At 38.7% G+C, this 25,839-nt stretch carries 23 protein-coding genes and 1 pseudogene; 10 read left to right on the top strand and 14 right to left on the bottom strand.

The window, feature by feature from the left end:
- Positions 1-16 precede the first annotated feature (16 nt).
- Positions 17-670: an oxygen-insensitive NAD(P)H nitroreductase gene (gene nfsB, locus ACLBWE_RS14995; protein ID WP_045430645.1), complete on the bottom strand. Its 654-nt coding sequence runs from the start codon at positions 668-670 to the stop codon at positions 17-19.
- 139 nt (positions 671-809) lie between these two features.
- Here nfsB and ACLBWE_RS14990 point away from each other — a divergent pair, with 139 nt between their 5' ends.
- Positions 810-1,040: a hypothetical protein gene (locus ACLBWE_RS14990; RefSeq protein WP_447603794.1), complete on the top strand. Its 231-nt coding sequence runs from the start codon at positions 810-812 to the stop codon at positions 1,038-1,040.
- A 7-nt stretch (positions 1,041-1,047) separates the two neighbouring features.
- On the opposite strand, the gene ACLBWE_RS14985 is transcribed toward ACLBWE_RS14990, so the two are convergent.
- Both ACLBWE_RS14985 and ACLBWE_RS14980 read right to left on the bottom strand, forming a co-directional pair.
- Positions 1,048-1,767 carry a UDP-2,3-diacylglucosamine diphosphatase gene (locus ACLBWE_RS14985; protein WP_447603792.1) on the bottom strand — a complete coding sequence of 240 codons (720 nt, stop codon included), beginning with the start codon at positions 1,765-1,767 and terminating at the stop codon, positions 1,048-1,050.
- 15 nt (positions 1,768-1,782) lie between these two features.
- Positions 1,783-2,292 (bottom strand): peptidylprolyl isomerase, encoded by a 510-nt coding sequence (locus ACLBWE_RS14980; protein ID WP_016137752.1) that lies wholly within the window; start codon positions 2,290-2,292, stop codon positions 1,783-1,785.
- A gap of 168 nt (positions 2,293-2,460) precedes the next feature.
- Here ACLBWE_RS14980 and ACLBWE_RS14975 point away from each other — a divergent pair, with 168 nt between their 5' ends.
- The gene (locus ACLBWE_RS14975; RefSeq protein ID WP_447603789.1) at positions 2,461-4,188 is read left to right on the top strand and encodes a glutamine--tRNA ligase/YqeY domain fusion protein; all 1,728 of its coding nucleotides are present in this window, start codon (positions 2,461-2,463) and stop codon (positions 4,186-4,188) included.
- Positions 4,189-4,304: 116 nt separating this feature from the next.
- On the opposite strand, the gene ACLBWE_RS14970 is transcribed toward ACLBWE_RS14975, so the two are convergent.
- The 6 genes from ACLBWE_RS14970 to exaC all read right to left on the bottom strand — a co-directional run bounded on the left by ACLBWE_RS14970 (position 4,305) and on the right by exaC (position 10,875).
- On the bottom strand, positions 4,305-4,418 hold the full coding sequence (locus ACLBWE_RS14970) for a hypothetical protein (protein ID WP_080592263.1): 114 nt from the start codon (positions 4,416-4,418) through the stop codon (positions 4,305-4,307).
- Between the two features lie 170 nt (positions 4,419-4,588).
- Complete coding sequence (locus tag ACLBWE_RS14965) at positions 4,589-5,311, bottom strand: glutamine amidotransferase (RefSeq protein ID WP_447603787.1); 723 nt, start codon at positions 5,309-5,311, stop codon at positions 4,589-4,591.
- A 166-nt stretch (positions 5,312-5,477) separates the two neighbouring features.
- Positions 5,478-6,293: an ethanolamine ammonia-lyase subunit EutC gene (gene eutC / locus ACLBWE_RS14960; RefSeq protein WP_447603785.1), complete on the bottom strand. Its 816-nt coding sequence runs from the start codon at positions 6,291-6,293 to the stop codon at positions 5,478-5,480.
- 10 nt (positions 6,294-6,303) lie between these two features.
- Complete coding sequence (locus tag ACLBWE_RS14955) at positions 6,304-7,689, bottom strand: ethanolamine ammonia-lyase subunit EutB (RefSeq protein ID WP_198495536.1); 1,386 nt, start codon at positions 7,687-7,689, stop codon at positions 6,304-6,306.
- 16 nt (positions 7,690-7,705) lie between these two features.
- The gene (gene eat, locus ACLBWE_RS14950) at positions 7,706-9,142 is read right to left on the bottom strand and encodes an ethanolamine permease (protein WP_447603783.1); all 1,437 of its coding nucleotides are present in this window, start codon (positions 9,140-9,142) and stop codon (positions 7,706-7,708) included.
- Between the two features lie 221 nt (positions 9,143-9,363).
- Positions 9,364-10,875, bottom strand: coding sequence for an acetaldehyde dehydrogenase ExaC (gene exaC / locus ACLBWE_RS14945; RefSeq protein WP_447603781.1), 1,512 nt, complete (start codon positions 10,873-10,875; stop codon positions 9,364-9,366).
- A gap of 142 nt (positions 10,876-11,017) precedes the next feature.
- On the opposite strand from exaC, the gene ACLBWE_RS14940 reads away from it, so the two are divergent.
- A complete protein-coding gene (locus tag ACLBWE_RS14940) occupies positions 11,018-12,208 on the top strand; it encodes a helix-turn-helix domain-containing protein (protein WP_003652386.1) in 1,191 nt (396 codons plus the stop codon).
- Here ACLBWE_RS14940 and ACLBWE_RS14935 read toward each other — a convergent pair.
- Positions 12,205-13,173 carry an alpha/beta hydrolase gene (locus ACLBWE_RS14935; RefSeq protein ID WP_447603778.1) on the bottom strand — a complete coding sequence of 323 codons (969 nt, stop codon included), beginning with the start codon at positions 13,171-13,173 and terminating at the stop codon, positions 12,205-12,207. The two genes, ACLBWE_RS14940 and ACLBWE_RS14935, sit on opposite strands and share 4 nt — an antisense overlap.
- A gap of 195 nt (positions 13,174-13,368) precedes the next feature.
- On the bottom strand, positions 13,369-14,541 hold the full coding sequence (mdh, locus tag ACLBWE_RS14930) for an iron-dependent methanol dehydrogenase (protein ID WP_032035449.1): 1,173 nt from the start codon (positions 14,539-14,541) through the stop codon (positions 13,369-13,371).
- Positions 14,542-14,771: 230 nt separating this feature from the next.
- Between mdh and ACLBWE_RS14925 the strand changes: the two genes are divergently transcribed.
- The 3 genes from ACLBWE_RS14925 (at position 14,772) to ACLBWE_RS14915 (ending at position 17,820) form a co-directional block, all read left to right on the top strand.
- Positions 14,772-16,484 (top strand): AAA family ATPase, encoded by a 1,713-nt coding sequence (locus tag ACLBWE_RS14925; RefSeq protein WP_005039753.1) that lies wholly within the window; start codon positions 14,772-14,774, stop codon positions 16,482-16,484.
- Between the two features lie 43 nt (positions 16,485-16,527).
- The gene (locus tag ACLBWE_RS14920) at positions 16,528-16,887 is read left to right on the top strand and encodes a 5-carboxymethyl-2-hydroxymuconate Delta-isomerase (protein WP_198077661.1); all 360 of its coding nucleotides are present in this window, start codon (positions 16,528-16,530) and stop codon (positions 16,885-16,887) included.
- Positions 16,888-16,968: 81 nt separating this feature from the next.
- Positions 16,969-17,820, top strand: a complete 852-nt coding sequence (locus ACLBWE_RS14915) for an AraC family transcriptional regulator (protein WP_447603958.1) — start codon at positions 16,969-16,971, stop codon at positions 17,818-17,820.
- A gap of 32 nt (positions 17,821-17,852) precedes the next feature.
- Here ACLBWE_RS14915 and thiM read toward each other — a convergent pair whose 3' ends face one another.
- The 3 genes from thiM to ACLBWE_RS14900 all read right to left on the bottom strand — a co-directional run bounded on the left by thiM (position 17,853) and on the right by ACLBWE_RS14900 (position 20,282).
- Positions 17,853-18,680 (bottom strand): hydroxyethylthiazole kinase, encoded by an 828-nt coding sequence (gene thiM, locus ACLBWE_RS14910; protein ID WP_447603775.1) that lies wholly within the window; start codon positions 18,678-18,680, stop codon positions 17,853-17,855.
- A gap of 35 nt (positions 18,681-18,715) precedes the next feature.
- Positions 18,716-19,873 carry a hypothetical protein gene (locus ACLBWE_RS14905; RefSeq protein ID WP_447603773.1) on the bottom strand — a complete coding sequence of 386 codons (1,158 nt, stop codon included), beginning with the start codon at positions 19,871-19,873 and terminating at the stop codon, positions 18,716-18,718.
- Positions 19,874-20,024: 151 nt separating this feature from the next.
- Positions 20,025-20,282, bottom strand: coding sequence for a hypothetical protein (locus tag ACLBWE_RS14900; RefSeq protein WP_004643236.1), 258 nt, complete (start codon positions 20,280-20,282; stop codon positions 20,025-20,027).
- Between the two features lie 318 nt (positions 20,283-20,600).
- Here ACLBWE_RS14900 and pepN point away from each other — a divergent pair, with 318 nt between their 5' ends.
- The 4 genes and pseudogenes from pepN to ACLBWE_RS14880 form a co-directional block, all read left to right on the top strand.
- The gene (gene pepN / locus ACLBWE_RS14895) at positions 20,601-23,207 is read left to right on the top strand and encodes an aminopeptidase N (RefSeq protein ID WP_447603771.1); all 2,607 of its coding nucleotides are present in this window, start codon (positions 20,601-20,603) and stop codon (positions 23,205-23,207) included.
- 596 nt (positions 23,208-23,803) lie between these two features.
- On the top strand, positions 23,804-24,334 hold the full coding sequence (locus ACLBWE_RS14890; protein ID WP_045430719.1) for a Csu type fimbrial protein: 531 nt from the start codon (positions 23,804-23,806) through the stop codon (positions 24,332-24,334).
- A gap of 74 nt (positions 24,335-24,408) precedes the next feature.
- Positions 24,409-25,113 (top strand): fimbrial biogenesis chaperone, encoded by a 705-nt coding sequence (locus ACLBWE_RS14885; RefSeq protein ID WP_447603769.1) that lies wholly within the window; start codon positions 24,409-24,411, stop codon positions 25,111-25,113.
- 9 nt (positions 25,114-25,122) lie between these two features.
- Positions 25,123-25,839: pseudogene (locus ACLBWE_RS14880) on the top strand (fimbria/pilus outer membrane usher protein); the annotation flags it as partial.

The following is a 25,839-nucleotide window of genomic DNA, read 5'->3' as shown; positions in this document are numbered from 1 at the left end:
TTGAACTATTCTAATTTTATAAATAGGTAAAAATAACTTCATCTGGTAGGCGTGATTTAGGTAGTTTGGCATTAAAATCGTTTTCACTGCGATAACCTAGAGAAACAATGACTGAACTACGTAGGCCTTTTTCAGTTAAACCTAACTCATTATTTAAAATGTCTTCATCAAAGCCACCCATTGGGGTTGCATCAATTCCTTCTAAACCCGCAGCAAAAAGTAGTTGCCCCAGAGCAATGAATGTTTGATTTTCCATCCATCCAAATAAATTTTTCTGCTCATTTCGATAGAACTCAACATAGCCATGGCGAGTATCTTTTTGGCCTAATTTAGCTTTTTCATCTTTAAAACGGCCACTTAAATCATCTTGTTCAAGTAATTGATTTAAGTATTCAGATGAAATATCTGTTTTTGTGCAAAATACAAGTGTGTGTGATGACTCAAGCACTTTGGGACCATTGTAAGCATATTTACCTGTTAAGGCTTTCGCTATTCTTTCTTTAGCTGCAAGGTTATCTGCAACGAAAAAGTGCCAAGGCTGTATATTCACTGAAGAAGGTGAAAAACGTAAAATTTCTAATAATTTATTAATTTTTTCTTGGGGGATTTTCTTTTCAGAATCATACGCTTTTGTTGTATAGCGGCTTTTAACAGAATTCAATAGGTCCATAGGTCTACTCCATATCAATCTTATGGCAATTGAGAGAATTTAATCTTTGTCATCATACGCTATTTTATTCAAAAACATTTCCTATGTAATTTGATAAAGAAATATAATGTTTATATAAAAGTTTAGTAATCTATTGAAAATGATTGATTTAATGCCAACAGGTGCAAAGAGTAAGCTGCGAGAAATTAGAATTCTTAAAGCCTTTATCATTCTTATATTTGTATTGAGTCTTCTTATTTTATACATTGAGTATCACGATCATGCACATATAAGCTGGAAATTTATATTTATTGCCAGCATGTGTGTGATTTACGATTCTGATTTAAATAAAAAAATTAAAGAATTGAAAGTTGAAATAAAAAGTGACTAATTTCTAGCTAATAATTCCAGACAATCAATTCGAGCTGTTGCGTATTTGAGGAGGGATCAATTTCCAAAATATAAGCCTGATCTTCACGCCAATCGCCAAGAACAATTCGTTGTTTAGCTTGCACTTGATGAATTGAAGGGCGGTGAGTATGCCCATGAATCAGTGTATCTACATCTGCTAAAGCAGACAGAACTGCTTGCTCATTCACATCCATGATTTCATAGCTTTTTTGCTGTTTATCCGCGGAGCTTCTCTTGCGGAAGCCATTAACCAACTTAGTACGAAAACTGAGTGGAGTTCGACGTAAAAGAGCGACTAATAGAGGATTTCGAATAATCTTTTTAAATCTTTGATAGGAAACGTCATCTGTACATAATGCATCGCCGTGTTCTAGACGATATTGATGTCCTGCAATATTGAGGGAATAAATGTCAGGGAGTAAAACTCCATTAAATTTATTGAGGAAAACTTGATTAAGAGCAAAATCACGGTTACCGACTTGAAAGTAAACTCGATTTCCTTTTTGGTTAAAGTCTTTTAGGGCATCAACAATTTCATCAAGCCATGGTGCTGAATAGTCATCTCCAATCCAGGCATTAAACCAGTCACCTAAAATGTAGAGTTGAGTATTTTTATCTTGGTAATGCACCAATAAGTCTAAAAACCCTCGAACGAGTCGAGGGTGTTCAGGTGACAAATGTAAATCTGAGATAAACAGATAAGTCACAGCTTTATCCTAAAATTATTCAGAAATAATTTTAGCAGATTCGATTACAACATTTTCTAAAGGAACGTCAGCGTGATAACCACGGTTGCCAGTGCGGACACCTTTGATCGCTTCAACAATGTCTAAACCTTCAACAACTTTACCAAATACAGCATAACCCCAACCTTGAGCAGTTTTAGAGGTATGGTTCAAGAAAGAGTTATTTTTCACGTTGATAAAGAATTGAGCAGACGCTGAATGAGGAGCTTGAGTACGTGCCATTGCAACCGTACCCTCGTCGTTGCTTAAACCGTTATCAGCTTCATTTTCAATTGAATCACGTGTCGCTTTTTCTTTGAAGTTTTCATCCATACCGCCACCTTGGATCATGAAACCATCAATGACGCGGTGGAAAATAACGCCGTCATAAAAACCGTCACGTACATATTCTAAAAAGTTTGCTACTGTTTTAGGTGCTTTTTCAGCATTCAGTTCAAGAACAATACGACCTTTATTGGTGTTTAATTCGACTTGAGGAAAACTCATTACATTAATCTCCTAAACATGGGCTTATGACCATGGGTTTTTGGTTGAGAGAAGCATAAGCAAACTGTAAACTACAAGGCAAGTAAAAAACGTTAAAATCTTTGTTAAAAATGAAGATAGCGTTTAAATTTTTCGAAATTTTATCTACAAAGAAGTGATTGATACACTATGAAGCCTAATGATGTTGTCTCGAGCCTGCCAAATAACCCGACACCGAATACTCATGCCTCTGTCGATTCTGCGCAGCAAGAACAACAGGCTGGCTTAGATTTTGTTCGCCAAGTCATTACTGAAGACTTGGCTGCTGGACGTGCAAATCAGATCGTAACGCGTTTTCCACCAGAACCAAATGGTTATTTACATATTGGTCATGTAAAAGCGATTTGCCTAAACTTTGGTGTGGCTGAAGAGTTTGATGGGTTATGTAATTTACGTTTTGACGATACAAACCCTGATGCTGAAGAACAAGAGTACGTTGACGGTATTGCGAATGATGTGAAATGGCTTGGTTTTAACTGGAATGGTGAGCCACGCTATGCATCAAGTTATTTTGATCAATTATATGCATGGGCTGTTCAATTAATTGAGCAAGGCGATGCTTATGTTGATTTACAGTCTCCAGAAGAAATTAAGTTAAACCGCGGTAGTTTTGTTGAGCCTGGTAAAAATTCACCATACCGTGATGCATCTGTTGAAGAAAACCTTGCTCGCTTTGAAAAAATGCGCAGTGGTGAATTTAAAGAGGGTGAAGCTGTTTTACGTGCCAAAATTGATATGGCAAGCCCAAACGTACACATGCGTGATCCAATTTTATATCGCGTATTGCATTCAGAGCATCACCAAACAGGTGATAAGTGGAAAATCTATCCAATGTATGACTATGCTCATCCATTGTCTGATGCTATTGAAGGGATTACTCATTCGCTTTGTACATTAGAGTTCCAAGATCACCGTCCGTTTTATGACTGGATTGTAGAAAAGGTAAAATCTAAAGCAGTTCCACATCAGTATGAATCTTCGCGTTTAAACGTGGACTACACCATTACATCAAAACGTAAATTACGTAAGTTGGTGGAAGGTGGTCATGTAAATGGTTGGGATGACCCGCGTATGCCAACAGTAGTAGGTATGCGCCGTCGTGGTTTTACTCCAGAAGGTTTACGTGATTTCTGTAAACGTGTAGGTGTGTCAAAAACTGATGGTATTGTAGATGTTGCAATGCTTGAGTTCTGTATTCGCCAATCTTTGGAAAATGCAGCTGCGCGTGGTATGGCTGTTTTAAGCCCACTTAAAGTGACTTTGACCAATTTGCCAGAAGATATGGATCTTACTCATGCTCGTCATCCTAACGTTGATATGGGTGACCGTGTGATTCCTTTAACTAAGGAAATCTATATTGACCGTAAAGACTTTGAGGAAGTACCACCGAAAGGCTTTAAACGTTTAATTCCTGACGGTGAAGTACGTTTACGTCATGCTTACGTGATTAAATGTGATGAAGTCATTAAGGATGCAAATGGTGAAGTGGTTGAGCTGAAATGTTCAATTGACCCTGAAACTTTAGGTAAAAATCCTGAAGGTCGTAAAGTGAAAGGCGTAATTCACTGGGTATCTGCAACAAAAGGTATTCCTGCTGAAGTACGTATTTACGATCGTTTGTTCACAGAAGCAGACCCTGAAACAGGTGATGATTTCTTGGCAAACCTAAATCCAGATTCGATGAAAGTATTAGAAGCTGTAATTGAACCTGCTTTAGCACAAGCGAGTCCTGAAGATCGTTTCCAGTTTGAACGTGAGGGTTATTTCGTTGCAGATCAGCACGATCATTCACCTGAAAAACCAGTGTTTAACCGTATTCTCGATTTGAAAGATAGCTTTAAGCCTGAGAAAAAGTAACACGACGAGTAACAAGTTTTGAGTAAATAGCAGATATAAAAAAGCCCAACTCAGTTGGGCTTTTTTATATCTATTTTCTTACATATATTATTCTTTATTACGTTTTGGCAAATAAGCTAAGCTGGATTAACCACATAAAAATAAAGAACAATGATTATAAGAAGAATAAATGCTAGCGATAAATAAGTATTCACCGTGTTAAAGCTTTTAATAAATTTCAGGATTTCCATAGTAAATCAGCGTTTATTTTATGTTACAAAATGAATAAATTAATAATACACGGAAATTAATTATAAAGGTTCCCAAAGATAGATTAATAATCCACCTTTGGGTGAAAAGTAAGCATTTGGCTTTATGGATATAATTTAATTAATCAATTGTTAAATTGTATTTTTATAATTTAACCACTATATCCAATACGTTTGAGAAATTTTTGAATAATTTCAAATGCAGCATGTTCGAGTGCTTGAGCGTATTGCAAATTATCTTCGCGAAGCTTTGGAATCGAAATATTTGCATGGCGAAGTTCACATGTATGACCAATTAACCACTTTTCAAAATGCTCTTCAGTGGTTTCAATGTGGAACTGCAAGGCAAGAATATTATTTCCGACTTCAAATGCCTGATTGGTATAAACATCAGAACTTGCTAAAAGCACTGCATTTTCAGGAAGGTCGAAAGTATCACCATGCCAATGTAGAACATGCACATTATTAAGCAAACCAGATAAAACCTGATTAGCGCGTAGGCTTAAACTCAGTGGACCCCAGCCAATTTCTTTTTGATGTCCTGCATATACTTTTGCGCCAAGTGCATGAGCAATAAGCTGTGCGCCTAGACAAATGCCCAGAGTAGGTTTATCAGCTGCTAAACGTTGTTTGAGTAAAGCAATTTCATCTTTTAAGAATGGATAATCTTCAGTTTCATAAACTCCGATTGGACCACCTAAAATAATGGTTAAACCTTCATGTGAAAAAGCAGGGGTTAAATCATCAACACCCGCCTCAAAATAACGGACGCGAAATCCGAGTTGATAAAAGACATCTTCTAATGAACCCAAGTCTTCGAAAGCAAGATGCTGAATGGCATAAATAGTTTTAGGGAAGGCGTTTGTTGTGCTCATAGAAATGATTCATAGAAGATCAATACGTGGAGTATAGCGATAAATATAAAGAAGAGAATATCTGTATAAATCGCCAATACCCGAAAATTGATATTTTTCGTTAAAATGATGTTGTTATGCAAAGGATTATCTATTTATGAATAAATCCCTAAACATATTCTACTGTTTAAAATAATAGCTTTTGAGTTCCCTCAAGACCTATATCTGAAAGTTGATGTTCATCTTTTAAATTAACGCCTGAAAAGCCGAGCTGTTTTGATTTTTTCATTAATGCGATTAAACGTTGTACCGCAACTGGAATACTTAAGCCTGCAGAGCGAACATTGGAAATACAATTACGTTTGGCATCGAGGCAGCCTAAATATGCATTCCATGTGTAGTAAATTCCCATACTGTCAGGAGAGCTTAAACCAGGGCGCTCACCGATGAGCATCACTAGCATGGGTGCCTTAAAGATTTCAGCAACTTCATCACCTAAAGCAACCCGACTGCCTGTTGCCAGTGCAATTGGTGCAAGAGTCCAGCTTGCTTGCTGAATTTGTTCACTTAGCGCGGTAATGAATGGAATAGCATTCGCTTCAATCGCTCTTGCAGAGAGTCCATCACCGACCACAATACAAACATCGTATTGTTGAAGGTCTTCTGCATGTTTCTTAATTAAGACATTTTTTGATTGATCTGAAAGCTGACGTCCTAAATCAGGACGTTTAAGATAGATTTCCTTATTAGGAGCATTACTTTGTACATGAATGCTTTGAAGTTGCTTTTGTTGTAATTGCTCAGATAAATATGAAACATCCATATCTTGATAAACAGCATCTTTTGCTTGTGCATGAGACAATTGGAACTCAAGTAAGGCTCGTGTTGGGATGCTACAACCTGCACGGCCCAAAGCAATACGGGCATCGGTAAACTGTTTGAGTTTTTCCCACTGATCTTGATGGGTAGAAGAGGGATATTGAATATCACGACTGAGTTTCATAGTGTTCTCCCTAATTCATAAGCAGGCGAGAGAATTGGTCAGGCATGTGATCTGCCCAGCAAATTTGAGAGTTTTGTTGTTTAAAAATGCCTTGCTGTTCAAGCCAAGCAGAAAACTCAGGAGCGGGTTTTAAACCTAAAAGCTGTCTTAAGTATAGGGCATCATGGAACGAAGTCGTTTGATAATTGAGCATGACATCATCTGAGCCTGGAATACCCATAATAAAGTTGATGCCCGCCGCGCCAAATAGGGTAAGGAGAACATCCATGTCATTTTGGTCTGCATCGGCATGGTTGGTATAGCAAATGTCGCAGCCCATTGGTACACCAAGTAACTTACCGCAGAAGTGATCTTCTAGCCCCGCACGTATAATTTGTTTGCCGTTAAAGAGATATTCGGGGCCAATAAAACCGACGACTGTATTCACTAACAGCGGATTGTATTTGCGGGCTACTGCATAAGCACGCGTTTCTAATGTTTGCTGGTCAACGCCGTGATGTGCATTGCTTGATAAGGCGCTGCCTTGGCCCGTTTCAAAGTACATAACGTTTTGTCCAATGGTTCCACGTTTGAGTGCAAGTGTGGCTTCATATCCTTCTTGCAGTAAATCAAGTGAAATTCCAAAGCCTTCGTTAGCCAGTTGGGTGCCAGCGATTGATTGAAACATTAAATCAATCGGCACATTTTTTTCAGCGAGTTGAATACCTGAACTGATATGGGTGAGCACACAAGATTGTGTCGGAATTTGATATTCCTGAATCACATGATCAAGCAATTTTAGTAGCTCTGACAAATTATGTAAGTTATCTGTTGCAGGGTTAATGCCGATCACGGCATCACCATTGCCATACATCAAACCATCTAAAATACTGGCGGAAATACCAAGAACATCGTCGGTAGGGTGATTGGGTTGCAAACGGGTAGAAAGATGGCCTTTTAAACCGATGGTGTTGCGAAATTGGGTAACGACTTCACATTTGCTGGCGGCATAAATCAAATCTTGATTGCGCATAATTTTGCTGACAGCAGCCACCATTTCTGGAGTTAAACCTGATGCTAATGCTTTTAAGCTTTGTGCAGTTGCTTCTTCTCCAAGTAACCAATTTCGAAAATCGCCTACTGTAAAGTGTGAAATAGGAGCAAAGGCTGCCAGATTATGTTCATCAATAATCAGGCGTGTAATTTCATCTGTTTCGTAATCGACCACAACTTCATTTAAAAAAGTTTTAAGAGGTACATCGGCCAAAGTCATTTGTGCCGCAACATGTTCGGTTGCGTCTCTGGCAGCTACACCTGCTAACTCATCGCCTGAACGTAATGGCGTTGCTTTTGCCATTAAAGTTTTTAGGTCAGCAAAGTGATATTGCTGATTGGCGACAATATTGCGATAACTCATGGTTGCATCCTTTTATTTATAGCTCTTGTTCAGCAGCTTTAATATTTGCAAACTCTTCTTCTGGTGTTCCCTTGACTAAATGATAGCGGCTATAGAATAAAAAGTAAGCAATAAATGCCACATAAATAGCAGCAGCAATAAACCAAACTTCTGGGTTTACCACAAAACCTGCAATCACGGCAGCCACTGCTAAAACTAATGCAATGCTTGAGGTCACAATGCCACCTGGTGTTTTATAGGGACGGGGCATGTCGGGTTTAGATAGGCGTAATTTGATGTGGGATAAAAGAATCAACACATAAGAAATGGTTGCACCAAAAACGGCAATTAAAATCAGTGAATCGCCTTCTTTAGTAAGTGAAAGTAAGAAACCGATAATGCCCGGAATAATAATTGCGAAATAAGGGGCTTTATTTTTATTGGTTAAAGAGAGTGAAGTAGGTAAGTAACCAGCACGAGAGAGTGCAAAGATTTGACGTGAATAAGCATAGATAATTGAAAAGAAACTCGCGATTAAACCTGCTAAACCAACAAAGTTAACAAAAGTCGCAAGCCAAGTGTTGCTGCCATAAACTTTCACTAAAGCATCTACAAGGGGAGCACCAGAATTTTGTAAAGTACTTGCACCCGCTGCGCCTGCACCCAAGAATAAAATGAGCATAGCAAAGGCAGTTAAAATTAGCATTGAACCGATTAAACCGCGTGGGAGAGATTTTGCAGGATCTTTCGCTTCTTCGGCTGCTAAAGGAACACCTTCAACTGCAAGGAAAAACCAGATTGCAAAAGGAACAGCGGCCCAGATGCCTAAATAGCCATGAGGTAGAAAACGACTTGCACCAGCTGCTGTGCCAACAGGAATATCTAACAAATTTTGTGTATTAAAATGTGGAATCATTGCGACAATAAACACAACAAGAGCAACTGCTGCGACAAGCGTAATTGCAAACATAATTTTTAAGGCTTCGCCAGCACCTTTCAAATGTATGCCCATAAAAACGGCATAGCACGTGAGGTAAATCATCCAGCCATTAATGCCAAAAAGAGATTCGCAATAACCACCAATAAATACGGCAATAGCAGCAGGGGCAATCGCGTATTCAATTAAAATGGCTGTTCCTGTTAAATAGCCACCAAAAGGACCAAAGGCAGCACGTGCAAAGCTATAACCACCGCCAGCTGTCGGCATCATGGTGGACATTTCTGACATAGAAAGACATAGGCACAGGTACATGATTGCAGCGAGGGCTGTGGCAATAAACATACCGCCCCAGCCACCTTGAGCAATACCAAAGTTCCAACCGGCAAAATCACCAGATATCACATAAGCCACGCCTAAACCAATCAGGAGTAACCAACCCACAGTACCTTGTTTAAGTTGACGCTGAGCAAAATATTCTGCTGATGAAACTTCTGTGCTTGAAGCAATAACGGAAGCTGTTTCTGGTTGATTCATACAATACTCCTGCGAGTGGGTTTGTATGAATCAATGCAAAAGCAATGCCTAAATGAAGCGCTTTAGATAATAGATGACGCTTTTTTATTCCAAATGATAAAAATTTGAGAACTAACAGTACTAAATAAAGAAGCCAGCAATCTAAATTACTGGCTTCTTACATAATTAATGGTCTTACTTCTTTCTAATATTCATAGTCTGGTATCAACTTGGTGCAGAACTTAGAAGAAGCCCATAGGTTTAGTTGAATAACTCACCAATAAGTTTTTAGTTTGTTGATAATGATCTAACATCATCTTGTGGTTTTCACGGCCAATACCTGACTTTTTGTAACCACCAAATGCAGCATGAGCAGGGTAGATGTTATAGCAATTTGTCCAGACACGACCCGCTTCGATCGCGCGACCAGCACGATAAGAAATGTGAGCTGAACGTGACCATACGCCTGCACCTAAACCATACATGGTGTCATTGGCAATTTTAATTGCATCGTCAAAGTCTTTGAACGTTGTCACAGCAAGTACAGGTCCAAAAATTTCTTCTTGGAAAACTTGCATGCCATTGTGACCTTTAAAAATAGTCGGATCAACATAGAAACCATCACCTACTTCTTTACGGCCACTACCGCCAAGTAAGAGTTCTGCGCCTTCTTCACGACCAGTATTAATACAACGTAAGATTTTCTCTTGTTGTTGTAGAGATGCTTGAGCACCAATCATGGTTTCAGTATCAAGTGGATGACCAGTTTTAATACGTTTTACACGCTCTACAGCCAACTCCAAGAACTGATCAGCAATACTTTCTTGTACTAAAGCACGAGAAGGGCAAGTACATACTTCACCTTGGTTCAAGGCAAACATCGCAAAACCTTCAAGTGTTTTTTCTAAGAAATCATCTTCTTTATCCATGATATCTTCAAAGAAAAGGTTTGGTGACTTACCACCAAGTTCTAATGTCACTGGAATAATATTTTCGGTCGCATATTGCATCACCATTTGTCCAGTTTGAGTTGAACCTGTGAATGCGATTTTTGCAATACGTGGGTTTGTCGCTAGCGGACGACCGACTTCTGAACCGAAACCATTAACAATATTAAGTACACCCGGCGGTAAAATGTCTTGAATAAGTTCAGCCACCAACAAAATACCTACTGGTGTTTGCTCTGCTGGTTTAATTACGACACAGTTACCAGCCGCTAGAGCAGGAGCAAGTTTCCATGCTGCCATTAAAATTGGGAAGTTCCATGGAATGATTTGGCCAACCACACCTAATGGCTCATGGAAATGGTAGGCAATGGTATCTTCATCAATTTCAGAGATCCCGCCTTCTTGAGCACGAATACAACCTGCGAAATAACGGAAATGGTCAATCGCAAGTGGAAGGTCTGCTGCTAAAGTTTCACGAACCGCTTTACCGTTATCCCAAGTTTCTGCAACAGCAAGCATTTCAAGATTTGCTTCTAAACGATCAGCAATTTTTAAAAGTATATTAGAGCGTACCGTTGGTGAGGCTTTATTCCATGTTGCTTTCGCTTTATGTGCTGCATCTAGAGCGAGTTCAATATCTTCGGCACTAGAGCGTGGAATACGGGTGAAAGCTTTTCCGTCAACAGGAGATACATTATCAAAATATGCACCCTTTACAGGTGCAACCCATTCACCGCCAATAAAATTTTCATATTGTGATTTAAATTGAACTTTTGAGCTTGGTTGATTTGGATCGATATAGCGCATATAAATATTCCTTTGCTTTTTAGGACTAAAGACTAACAAGAACCCTGTCAGTAGGTACTTTCGTACTTTGTATAATTAGGATATAAAGAAGAAGGTTGGAGAAAGGTTGGAATAGAAATGTGGATATATAAGGAATTTACAAATGTTCACAAAAAAGGATTTATTGCAGCAACGGACGTTGATTGATCAACTGCGTACGCAAAATAGTCTCTCTCCTCAAAATGCTGCCAAACTGGGTCAAAGTATTGCAAGCTCATGGGAACGTTCAGCCTCTGCTGCGATTCCTAAAGAGCGTTTTGCGGCTCCATTAGTCGAGAAAAAATCTGCTTCACAAAATGCGTTAGATATGGCTTTAAGCCAATGTGCTGACGATTTACGTCATATTGCAGAGCAATCCTCAATGGTGATCGCTGTTGGTGACATTGGTAGTACGATCATTTGGACGGCAACAAGTGCTCAAATGCAAAGTGCAGCTGAGCGTGTTCACTTTGTGCAGGGTGGGCAATGGCGTGAAGAATTTGTTGGCACCAATGCATTGGCTTTGTCTTTAAAAACTCAGCAATCAAGTTGTGTTTTTTCTAATGAACACTATATGGAATCGATTCATGATTGGGTGTGCTATGCCGCGCCAATTATCGATCCATACTCAAAACAAACTCTAGGTGTCGTTGATTTATCGACTACTTGGAAGAACCATAATAGTTTAGGAATATTGGCTGCCGAACGTTGTGCATCAATTATTCAATCTGCCTTGCTAGAGCAGCAGCGTCAGCAATTACATATTCGTGCATTTTCGACGCCACAAGTTAAATTTAATGGCAAAAGTTTGTTATTAACACCGCGTCAAATTGAAATTTTGACGATATTGGCGTTATGTCCACATGGCTTAACTTTAGAGCATCTTTATCAGGCGCTGTATGGCGAACGTAAAGTAAGTATGGGCACACTTAAAGCTGAAATGTCTCAACTTCGAGATATTTTGGGGGGGTTACTTGGGTCTCGGCCATATCGTTTGCTTGTACATGTTGAAGCCGATTTTTTACAAGCTGAACAGGCACTGGATGCGGGATATGCGGCTTCTGCTTTGCAGCTTTACACAGGTGTTTTTCTGGCAAAAACTGAAAGCCCGTTTTTATGTGCATGGCGTGACTGCCTTGAATCGCGCTTGAGCGATGCAATTTTTAAAACGCAAGAAACAGATTTATTACTTAAGCATTTGGCTCATTTCCCTGAAGCAATTGATGCGGTAGAACGTCTTATGGAGTTAGTACCTAGCGAACATCCCGCACATCAATTGCTGATGAAATACCTTGACTCACCTAAGCTCAGTTAAGTGATTTTTTGATCCAGCCACTGGAATAACTGTTGATAAACTTGTTCTCGTACTGGCTGGACCGAAAGGACTAAATCATGCAAGCCATTGTGAATAGAGACAACAGAGACATCACCTTTGATTTTTTTGCCAAATTTTTCAATGTCTTTAACGTCTAAAATTACATCGCTTTGAGTCGCATCGGCTCCCCATTTTTTAGGGTTTTTAGTCTGATGAGAATGCATAATCAGTGCGGGAACATTCAGTTTAACTCCGCGATGTATTTCTTTTTGTGCTGTATGAATCGCATGTAGAAAGCTGAGTTGAACCGTAGGGGCAGAGGTAGGTTTCCAGTCCAGATTAAAGTCCCATTCGCCCTTGAGCTGTTTGTGAAGGCTCGCGGTGTACCATTTGTTCAGTTGGCTTGGGAATTTAACTTTAGGTAGATATTTTCCTACTCGACTGAGTACTGGAATACCAAACTTCTTTTCGACCAAGCTTAAATTAAAGTCATAAAATGGACTATTCGTCCATAGCGCTTTAATAAGAGGATGGTTCGGGTGATGGGCAGCATAAAGCGTTGCTGTCAAACCGCCAGTCGAATGGCCTGCAAGCAAGACTTGTGTGTGTTGTTCTTTAGCAATGATATCTAATGCTTGAGTAATTTCGGCATCGTATTCACTTAAATCAAGCACATTATAGAAGATTTGATGGGCTAGCTTGGAACGACCATATTTTCTTAAATCCAAGGCATAGAAGTCATAACCATGCGTGTTGAATTGTTCAGCCATTTCAGTTTGAAAGAAATAATCTAAAAAACCATGAATATAAAGCACAGCTTTTTGAGTAGATTGAGCGGCCTTTTTACGAACCAATGTGGCAACAACTTTACCTTCGTAATCATCGGGAAAGTTGAGTGTGAGCTGTTCGTAGCCAGTACCTAAAATATCTGGAACATAATTTTGAGTAGCTGAGGATGTATTCATTTTTATCGAGCTATTGTAATTAAGACATGCTGAGTATCCTTCAATGAAATGGGCGAATTGTCAATCAGGTTTAGAGGTTGGATTGGAATAGAGGTTTAAAAAAAGGGAATACCGCTGGAGCTAAGTATTCCCCAAAAAGTAAGTCAACGGTCGGAGGGGGTTGACTTACTAGAGGGATGTGCCATTACATCAGTATTAAAGTGCTGCTTTGAAAATCTCCACAACTTGTGCATGATTTGCTTTACGAGGGTTGGTCAGCATACACGCATCTTTTTGAGCATTATCGGCCATAACTGCAAGGTCTTCAGTTTTTACGCCTAGCTCTGTTAATCCAGATGGAATACCAATGGATGAAGACAGTTTACGAATGGCATCAATTGCAGCATATGCAGCTTCCATCACGGTCAGTCCATGAGTTTTTACACCCATTAACTCCGCGATTTTTGCGTAGCGATCTGGGCAGGCAATTAAGTTAAATTCGCACACGTGTGGTAACAAGATTGCGTTACATACGCCGTGAGGTAAGTTATAGAAACCGCCCAATTGATGCGCCATCGCATGTACATAACCTAAAGATGCATTGTTAAACGCCATACCAGCCAAGTACTGTGCATAGCTCATTGCATCACGAGCTTCGATGTTTTCACCATTTGCTACAGCAGGTTGTAACCATTGACTAATCATGGTGATAGCTTTTTCTGCACAAGCATCGGTAATTGGGTTGGCTGCCGTAGAAACGTATGCTTCAACAGCATGGGTTAAAGCATCCATACCCGTTGCCGCTGTTAAACCAGCTGGTTTTGCAATCATGAGTTTCGGGTCATCAATTGCAATAAGTGGGGTACAACGCCAGTCCACGATAGCCATTTTTACGTGAGTATCGGTATTGGTGATAATACAGAAACGGGTCATTTCAGATGCCGTACCAGCGGTTGTATTGACTGCAATCAGTGGCGTCATCGGTACTTTACTTTTATCGATACCTTCGTAATCACGAATATGACCACCACCAGCAGTAACTAGGCCAATCCCTTTTGCACAGTCATGAGATGAACCACCGCCTAGAGAGACAATAAAGTCACAGCCATTGTCGTTATAGGCATTTACGCCATTATGGACATTGATATCGGTTGGATTAGGTTCCGCACCAGGGAAAATATGGCTCGCAACGCCTGCTTCAGTTAAATAGTTTGCGATAAGATCTGCGACACCAAATTTAAATAAGCCTTCATCGGTCACAATTAATGCTTTTTTTGCGCCGAGGTTTTGTGCCTTTGTACCTATTTCTTTGGCACATCCTGGTCCAAAGAGTGATACACAAGGAATATAAAAACCGTTTGTTTGATCTGCAATATTTTTAAAAGCCATGGAGTGATTCCTTCTTCCATAAATCCATTGTTTGTTATTACAGGTGAGCCTCACCATGGCCTTAGTATTGTGATGTGAAGATTATTTTCCTACCTACCAAAAACCTACCAAATATTATTTTAATGTTAATTATTGATTTATATTGATTTTACAGAAATTCTAGCTCATTCATTTAATTTTTTCGGGAAAGTCGTTAAGCTATGGGCTGTTGAAGATGTACTTATGAGATTATGAAACAGGAAACTGCGCTTAAACTGCTTAAAGCAGGTGAAAATGTCTTTTTAACCGGTTCGGCTGGTGCAGGGAAAACCTATACACTCAATCAGTACATCCAATACTTAAAAGCACGTAAAGTGCCTGTGGCGATTACGGCATCTACAGGTATTGCTGCAACGCATATGAACGGCATGACGATTCATACATGGGCAGGCATCGGGATTAAAGATCAGTTAACTGATGATGATCTAAAACGTATGAAAGAGCGTAAATATCTCAAGGAACACCTTGAAAATGCGCAAGTTCTCGTCATCGATGAAATTTCGATGTTACATGCAAAACAGCTTAATCTGGTGAATCAGGTTTTAAAATATTTTAAAGAAAGCGATGAGGCATTTGGCGGTATCCAAGTCATTGTTGCTGGAGATTTCTTTCAGTTGCCACCAGTTGGACGTAATAGTGAAGCCAACCGTGACAAGTTCTGTTTTATGTCTGATGCATGGGTCGAAGCTAAATTTCGCGTATGTTATTTAACAGAACAACACCGCCAAGATGATGAAATTCTTAACCAGATTTTAAATGCTATTCGTGCGCAAAATATTCAATCAGATCATTTACACGCATTACGTCAATCACGCTCGCATGATATTGGTGAGACCTTTACTCGTCTCTATACGCACAATATGGATGTCGACAATATCAATTATCAGCACTTAAATGAAATTGATAATGAAGGGCATCAATTCAATGCGGTTTTAGATGGTAATGAAAAACTGGTAGAAACTTTAAAATCTTCGGTTCGTGCACCAGAAGAACTCACCTTAAAGAAACATGCAAAAGTCATGTTTGTAAAAAACAACTTTGATATGGGCTATATCAACGGGAGTTTAGGGGAAGTCATTGGTTTTGAAGAAGATGATGAAAATGGTTTGCTACCAAAGGTGAAATTGACCGATGGCACGACATTGCTGGTTGCGCCTGAAACTTGGTCAGTTGAAAATGATGCAGGTAAAGTGATTGCCAGTTTCCAGCAAATTCCACTTCGTTTGGCATGGGCGATTACCATTCATAAAAGCCAAGGGATGACGTTAGAAGCTGCCGAAATTAACCTCATGAACACCTTTGAAAAAGGTCAGGGCTATGTTGCGCTCTCGCGTCTGAAATCTTTAACTGGGTTAAAGTTATTAGGGATTAACGAGCAAGCTTTAGAGTTAGATAGCTTGGCTGTAAAAGCCGATCGCCGTTTCCAAGAGTTGTCTAAAGAAGCAGAAGACAACTTTGCAGATGTAGATTTAACTGCTCAGCACAAAGCATTTATTCGTCATTGTGGCGGAACTTTAAATGAAACTGAGATTTCTCGTAATGAGAAAAAACTCTCAAAAGGTGCGAAACAAAATTATGCCTCGGCAACGCTAGACGAAACACGTGCGTTGTTTGAAGAAGGCTATGAGATTGAAGATATTGCCCATGAACGTGGCCTTACCCCAGCGACAATCATTAACCATTTGGCTCGACTGCATAAAGAACAAAAACTGGATATTTCGGTTGCCCATCCTGGAGAAGAAGTAGTCGAAGAAATCCGAAAAATTTATAAAAAACTGAAAAAGCGCCAAAATCCAGATCATTTTTCTGATGATGGTTCGATCAAACTACGACCAATCGTTGAAGCAACCAGCCCTCGAATGGGATATGATCAGGTTCGATTAGCTTTATTATTTATTGAGTAAAGTTTAATTAGCTTAATTACTTATTACATAAATTGAGGTGGCTATGCCGCACATTGTAGTTGATTATTCAGATAACTTAACTGGATTAAATGCAAAACAATTACTTGAAGAAATTAATACAACGCTCATTAAAACAGAGTTGTTTAGCCCAGAAGACATTAAAAGCCGTGCGCGTAAAGATGATGTTTTCCTAATTGGTTTGGGACTAGAACAGGCTTATATTCATGTAAAAGTTTATATTTTGTCGGGAAGAAATGCAGAGCAAAAACAACTGATGGGTGATCAGTTGTTAGCGGCACTCAGCAATAAAAATTATCTACAACAAGAGTTTAATAAAGAAATTCAATTGTGTGTTGAACTTGTTGATATGCCAAAAGAAGATTATTTTAAGCAAGTTGTATAATTTTAAAAAGCGCAATTTCGATCAAGAATAGAGATCAGCACTATGTAAAAGTAGTGCTATCGAATGAACAGACATAAATGTATGGCTGTATATACACAAAAGCTGCAACTGGTTTGCGATTATATTCAAAGACATTTAGATGAAGATTTAGATGTTGATCGATTGAGCCAGATTGCAGCCTTATCCAAATTTCATTTTCATCGTATTTTTGCCGTTCATATTGGTTTAAATGTGATGAAGTTTATTCAACTTTCTCGTTTAAAGCGGGCCTCTTTTCAATTGGCTTTTGAACCCGATCTCAAAATTATTGAGATTGCATTACAAGCAGGGTTTGATAGTCCAGAGGCATTTACTCGTGCATTTAAGCGTTCATTTGATCAAACTCCTCGGGCTTTTAGAGATAAACCGGACTGGGAATCTTGGCACCAGAAGTTTGTTTTTACACTTCCGAAAAGTGAGCTAAAAGTGAATGTAAATATTGTTGAGCGTCCTGCCCAAAAGATTGCGTATCTGTCGCATCTGGGAAGTCCAGATAAAGTTTTTGAAACTGCTGCACGTTTTATTGCTTGGCGTAAAGAAACGGGTTTATCACCTGTGACTAAATCAAGAACGTATGGCATTCCTTTTTCTGACCCTGAACAAACACCATCAGACGCGTTTAGGTTTGACATTGCAGGGTTAATTGAAACGGCTGTACCTGAAAATATTTATGGCGTACAAACAGGGGAAATTCCTGCTGGACGTTATGCGACTGTAAGACATTTGGGTAGCCATGACCAGATTAAAGAGAGCGTGTATTACATTTTTAAAAACTGGTTACCTGAGCAGCCTGAAGAAGCTGGAGATTATCCAGTTTTCTTTCATTATCATAACTTTGTGCATGATGTGAAAGAATGTGATCTTATTACAGATATCTATTTACTTTTAAAATAGTCTGTTACCCACAAAGGCATAACTTCTTGTGGTTATGCCTTTAAGCCAAACAGCTTGATATTTGCATATTGCTCAATCAGGTTGGCATCTAACATATGAATATAGTCCATAAAAATGGTACTAAAACTTCCCATGGTTTGTGCCTGATTGGATGCAAGTTTACCCGCAATTGCAAAATGTATATGAGCTGAAAGCGCTGCAATGGTTGGAGTCGTTACCGCACTATATGCAGCGATTAATGCACCCAAAGCACATCCTGTTGCTGTAATTTTAGGTTGTAAGGGGCTACCGCCGTTAATTTGGATAACGATATCCAGTTCTTTAGACAGAATGTAATCTGACTCACCTGAAATTGCGATACAGTCTGTATGTACTAATAGCGCGTAAGCCTGTCGATAGACATCATCACTACTTAGGGTGCTATCTACACCTTTAGACTGAACCTGATTGCCTGCAAGCGTACTGATTTCTGAAGCATTACCACGAATAATGCTTGGCTTAAATTGTAAAAGCTCGTCTGTCATTTGACTGCGCCAAGCTAAAATTGGGCCGTAACCGACTGGATCAAGTACCCATGGAATGTCATTTAGCTGAGCTGTTTTAGCTGAGATCTGCATGGCTTGCATTTGCTCAGTGGTGGGCGTACCTAAATTAATGCTCAAGGCCGATGATATTTTGGTAAAGCTTTCCGCTTCATAAGGATTATCAATCATCGCAGGCGAGGCACCAGACGCGAGTAATACATTGGCCGTATAGTTTGCAGCAACGCTATTGGTAATACATTGTACAAGAGGTGTTTTGGCTTGCATATTCTGCCAAGCTTCAATGACCTGTTCAATCAAACTAGATGTCGATGTCATATTATTATCCCTAGTAAGCCAAAGTGATTATAAATTTAGTGGGTAAAATAGTGGTCTTGATGCTTACATTTTTGGCAAATCAAAGAAACATAATCTGCTGCATCATAGTCAACGGTTAAATCATTTGAACCACAATACATACAACGTTTGACAGAATAAAAGTTTAAACGTGGTTCAATTTTTCGCCATGCTTTCCATACAGGTTGGACAAATATCTGTTCGTCGTAACCCAAGAAACGATTAAGCAAAATATAACTCATTTTACTGTAAGGAATATTGTGAGGACGGGGGAGCATAGAGGTTTCCCACTTTTCGGTCACGGCTCTTTCGCGATATTGTTCTAACGTTTTCTTTAATAGATTAGTGTTAATAAATTTATCATTGCGAGGCTGTAAAACTTTTTGTTTATACAGATATTCGAGTGCAGTTTGTACCAGATAATAAATCTGCCCAATTGCGAGTGAATCCATTAAACGATAGCAAAAGCTTTGAAAATTTGAATTTCCAGCAATTTGGATACCCCAAGTTCGGCAGTAGAACTGCATGAACTGGATAATTTCTTGATAGAGCACCTGAAAAAGTACGTCTTTAACTTCATCTGCACCACGAAAAGGAATACCAAAGCTTAAATTTTCATAGAACCAATTACGTAACTGTTGAGCCACACTAAATAAACTTGGATCGCTGTAGCCATCTAAACGAATATTTAAGTGAAAACATTGTGGGTCATCAGTTTGGTCATTTGCATTCAAAATGCCATCTTTATGCAACTGTTTAATTAAATAGCTCTGAAACATCCAGTTAGGCGTGATGTGATGGTATTTAATTTTGTCCCAATGAATATATTCATCATGAGCGATTTCTTCACGGGCATAATCGTCTAGGAGACTTAGCAAGAAAAGTTTATGTAAGAAGCTGAGCTGTTCGAGACTGCGTTGTGGCTGCTCTTTTGACTTAAATTGGCGTTGTTCTTGTAGGCGTGTTTGTTGTAGAAGCTTTTTCCGTTGTTTTGTGCATGTATCACAGTGGCAAGTCATTCTTTGATCTTTAAATAGACGGTGCTGACAATGACTGCATTCATGGAATTGAATGTCTTGTTCAAATTGCTCGGCATCTACCCAGTACATTGAAGCTTGGCAGAGAGGACAATGGCTACTTTCATCTAGCTGTTTCTGTAGAATTTGTAAGGCCATTTTGCTCCGAACATAAAATGAAAATGATGGGGCTATTATACACAGCCGCGCTGTAGATGGCGGAGATTGCCACTTTCGTTTGTTGTTAAAATAGAAAAACCTAAAATCTATGTTTCGATTTTAGGTTTTCATAGTGGGCTAAAAAGTTGAATTAAACAGGGCACGGCAAGCTCTCATCATTTTGGCCAAGCTTTTTGGCCTTAATAAGAGCCTGTACTTTTTTACTTGGTAATTTCAATTTCCCTAACGCATCGTAAGTATTAACAATAGAAGTAACCTCCTGAGTTGTAATAGAAATACCTTCCGCAGATAAGAACACGGCAATCACATGGTGATCGAGTCCTGCTGCTGATAGATCATGAATAGCTTTAATGTTCTCTAGTCGATGAAAATGTGCTTTAAATTCCATGCTGACACCTCTTGTTCTAATTTAGATACCCATATTGGTATATTTAATTACGCAAGAACCATGCCCAAAATGTAAGCTGACTCTAAAAAATGTTAAAAGCTAAAGGTGTTTTATTTTTATTGTATAGATTGCTTATATAAACAACGATTATCGTAAATTTGGTCTAATCTGTGCTAATAAAACAAGATTCTAATTTGAAATGTATAAATGAAGTCCCATTAATTTCATAAAGGTAATCAAATACAGTGTGTATGACTTGGCGTATGATATTTCATGACGACTCATACTACCGTTTAGACGAGTATATAAGGAATAAAGATGAATATTGCGGCGCAGCCTCCAGTTCAGGCAGATCAGACAGTTTATTTAAAAGATTATCAAAAACCTGCATTCTTGGTTGAATCAATTAATCTTGATATCCAAGTATATGATGATAAAACAATTGTTGATTCGACATTAGTGATGAAGCGTCAAACTGTTGGTGATCTGGTGCTATTAGGCCGTGACCTAGAATTACAGTCTGTTCAGTTAAATGGCCAAATTCTCACTCCTGCACAATATTCACTCGATAGTGAACAACTGGTGATCACTAATGCACCAGATGAAGTCATTTTACAAACGCAAGTCATTATTCATCCTGAAACGAATACTCAATTAGAAGGCTTATATAAAGCAGATGACTTGTTTGTAACTCAGAACGAACCTGAAGGTTTCCGTAAAATCACGTTCTATCCAGACCGTCCAGATGTACTTTCTGTATTTACTACACGCGTAGAAGCAGACAAAAAATATCCAGTGTTACTTGCCAATGGTAATTTGCTAGAAACAGGTGAGGCTGGTGAAAACCGCCACTTCGCGATTTGGCAAGATCCGACCAAAAAGCCAAGCTATTTATTTGCTTGTGTCATTGGTGATTTAGCAGTTCTTAAAGATTGCTATACGACCTCTGAAGGGCGTGATGTTGCTTTAGAAATCTATGCAATTGAGAAAGATATTCCAAAATGTCATATCGCGATGGAAGCATTAAAGCATTCAATGCGTTGGGATGAAGAACATTATGGTCGTCCTTATGACCTCGACAATTATATGATTGTTGCAGTCAGTCAGTTCAACATGGGCGCAATGGAAAATAAAGGTTTAAATATCTTTAATACAGCATGCGTACTTGCTGATGAAGAGTACACCACTGATGCTGCGATTATGCGTGTACAGTCTGTGATTGCTCACGAATATTTCCATAACTGGACAGGGAATCGTATTACTTGCCGTGACTGGTTCCAGCTCTGCTTAAAAGAAGGCTTAACGGTATTCCGTGATCAGTCATTCTCTGAAGATTTACAATCTGCTGCGGTTCAACGTATTGATGATGTCGCTGTGCTTAAATCGCACCAGTTCCCTGAAGATGCAGGTCCATTGTCGCACCCGCCGCGTCCAGATCACTTTGTCGAAATTAATAACTTCTATACAGCGACTGTCTATGAAAAAGGTGCGGAAATTAACCGCATGATGTCGACCTTGTTAGGTAAAGAAAAATACCGTCAAGGGACCGATGAATACTTCCGCCGTCATGATGGACAAGCCGTGACTGTAGAAGACTGGGTTGCTGCATTAACTGCTGGCTCAGGTGTCGATTTATCTGCCTTTTTAACCTGGTATAACCAACCAGGAACTCCAAAGCTCGAAGCAAAAGGGGAATATGATGCAGCAGCGCAAACTTATCGTTTAAGCTTTAAACAAAGCTTAAAAGCTCATCCTAAATATCCAAATTTAAAAGCTGTTCCGATTCCTGTGGCATTAGCACTATTTAATGCTAAAACAGGTGAGCAATATACATTGCATAGTGAAAGCTTGTTTGTAAACGATGTTAAAGATGGCGTGTATTTGTTTGACCAAGATGAGGCAACCATTGAGTTTACAAGTGTGACTGAACAACCAGTTGTTTCGCTACTCCGTAATTTCTCTGCACCCGTCAATCTTGTGTTTAATTATACTGATGACGAGTTAGCTTTCTTAATTCAGCACGAAACAAACGGCTTTAACCAATGGCAAGCAACGCAAACTTTGCTTGAACGTATTTTATTAGAAGACCATTCTGCTGATGCATACATTCAGGCAATTCAAAGTACTTTGCCGGAGTTAGTTGGTCGCGACCCGCTATTGGCATCGCGTTTGTTTGATGTACCAAGCGAAGGTTATTTGGGTAGTCGTATCGATCACAACTATGCACCAGCTGATATTCATGTAAAACGTGAAGCATTGCTCAATCGTTTGGCACAAGAGTTGGGTTCATTCTGGAAAGATACTTACCTTACACTTGACCCAGACCTGCAAAAAGAATTTTCTTTGGCAATGGGTGTACGTGCGTTAAAGAACATCATGCTGATGATGATGGCTCGTCAGGGGGATCAAACTGCATTTGAACTTGCGCATGTGCAATATCAGAACACAGGTAATATGTCTGAACGTTTAGGTGCGCTACGTGTACTGGTTTGGCAAAATGCGCCTCAAGCTCAAGATGTACTTGCTGATTTCTATGACCGTTTTAAAGATGAAGCTTTATCTTTAGATCAGTGGTTTATGATTCAGGCTGCAAACCCGAATGCGACAACTGAAACAATTGAATACCTCACTCAACATCCAGATTACGATTTAACAACTCCAAATCGTATTCGTGCGGTGAGTGGAGGATTATCAAATAATCCGGAAAACACGTGGGGCTTTGGTGTAGCTCACTTTATTAACCTTGCACAATATCTTGACGAGAAGAATCCAATTTTAGGTTCACGACTGTTACAGGTATTGTCACGTTGGTACACTTTGGCAGAACCTCAGCGGACTCAAGTGCAACAGGCTTTGCAAGCATTGCAGCCTAAAGTGAAATCGAAAAATGTCTCTGAAACTTTAAATAGTATGCTGAGTGTTTAATTAGACTTAAATATAAGAAATAAAGGTCTCGTAAGAGGCCTTTATTTCTTATATGTCTCTATAGCGATTTAACGCTTAAAAGAAATAAAACTTTCCTTATAGTGATTCATCTTTAGCTCTACTGTTCATCATTTTACTTTTATTTAAATTATAATCTTTGATAGTTTATTTGAAATTTATCTTTAAGTAATCATATACAATCAAAATTCAAGAGAGCAATAATATAAAAATAAAGTAAGTAACTCTGTATTTAGCATTTAGTTTCATAAAATTAGCTAAATTTATGACATATTTATTTAAATTTTACTTAATAAATTTTGTGAAGTTTTTATTTAAATTATTTAAATCAATGGGTTAGTTTTTGGGTGTGTTAATTTTTGTATCTGTGGAGTTGGTTTGAGTAATTATATTTTGTTAATTAGAAATTAAAATAATAATAAGATCACGCATTTTAATTGTTTTTATGTATGATGTTAAAAAATAGGGTAAAAAAATAAACTTTAAAAGGAGCAGTCAAATAAAAAATGATTGTAAGAATAAGTGCTAAATTTTTTATATCTATTAGTTTTAACAATTTAATTTAAAAGGTTTTGACTATGAAAAAGACTTTTTTTCATTTATCAGTAATTGCTATAGCATTATTTTCTCTCAATTCAGCAAATGCAGCTACAGCAACGGGTACATTAACTGTTAAGGCAACAGTAACGAATAGTTGTGTATTGAATACTTCCGCTACAGGTACAACAGCGAATGCAGTTTTAGACTTTGGGACTTTAAGTTCTCTTGCTAGCAACGTTGATGCAGACACCACAACGACAGGTGGTACCTCAATCAAAGTCCTTTGTAACAACACTGTGCCGTGGACCTTGGCTTTCGATGCTGGGCAAAATGCTCAGACGACTCAACGTCGTATGATTGGTGGTGCAACAAGCAACGAATATATTCCTTATAATCTCTACTCAGATTCGGGGCATGCCACAGCAATCGGCATTGCAACGACTGCCTATAGTGGAACTGGTAGTGGTGCAGTACAAACAGTGAATGTATATGGCCGTATTCCTGCTGGCTCAACGCTGCCGAGTGCGGGTAGCTATCTCGATACAGTCACAATAACAGTAACTTATTAATTTTTATAAATTAGAAATATTGTTAGCCCTTTTGAAAGGGCTAACACATTAAAAAAGTTATATTTGAGTAAATCATGAAAAAAAATATCTTTATTATTACGGGATTATTCTTATCTTTTTCTAGCATTATTAACGCCGCTACAATTCGTCTTTCACCTGTGAATGTAGAAATATTAAGTAATCAGAGTGCTGCTTCAATTAGTTTATTTAATCAATCGAATGAAAGTACTGATTTGCAGATTCGTGTATTTGAATGGACTCAGAAAAATGGACAGGATCAGTTAACACCTACAGATGAAATCGCAATTAGCCCGCCATTTTTAAAATTACAGTCTAATGATTCTTATAATTTACGTGTAGTTAGAATTAATCCAACACCCGTTTCTGGTGAAAAAACGTATCGCATTATTATTGATGAACTACCAAAACCGATTGATAGCCGTAAAGCAGCTCAAGGGGTTAATGTACTTTTACGCTCGTCATTGCCTGTATTTGTAGTAAATAAAGACGCGATTACTCAATTGAATTGGAAAATTGATGTTAATCAGGAGGCACCTTTCTTAAATATTAGTAATATTGGAAACCGGCATGCTCTTTTAAATGACTTAATGCTTGTGGATACCACAACAAATAAAAGCTATCCGATTAAAGTAAATACCGTGAATGGTTATATACTTGCGGAGCAGGCACGAAGCTACTCTATTAATAATTTTACATATCAGCCAAATCATAAATACAGCGTTTCTCTGACAGTTAATGGTAAGAAAACCACACTTTAAGAGGCTTATATGAAATACATTATAGGTGTCTTATGTGTTGCATATCTTCCGGCGTATTCTTTTGCTGAGCAACTCCAAGATAATACCAACACTCCAATTCCCAGTGTTCCTAAATCTATAGATAGCAATAATGAATATGCACAGGTGAATACCAATGGAGAGGAACAATATCTTAATTTTACTCAGCTTTTTTTAGTTGTTTCTATTAATTCTAATGCTGCTGAAGACTTGGTTGCTGTGAAGCAATCTAAGGATGGAAAGCTATATATTCGCTCTGGTGCCTTAAAAACTTTAAGAGTGAAAATGGATGAGCATACTCCAGATAGCCAATGGGTGTGTATTAACGAGCTAAAAGGAATCCAGTTTAAATATTTAGAGAATGAGCAAGCTTTAAACTTACAAGTTCCGTCCAGCATGTTGGCAGGCTATGCAGTTGACTTAAATGGCCAGCAGATTACCAGTCCTCATTTACTAAAAATGAAGCCTTTAAACGCAGCCATTTTGAACTATAGCCTGTATCACACCCTGACCAATGACGAGAATGTTTTCTCCGGTTCAGCTGAAGGGATTTTTAACAGTGCCATCGGTAACTTTTCATCAGGGGTTTTATACAACGGCAGTAATGAAACTAGTTATAGCCATGAAAAATGGGTGCGTCTAGAAAGTAAGTGGCAGTATGTAGACCCTGAAAAGATCAGGATATATACCTTAGGGGACTTTATTTCC

The organism is Acinetobacter sp. M5A5_2a, assembly GCF_053345265.1.
This window is presented reverse-complemented; position numbering and strand designations above follow the sequence as displayed.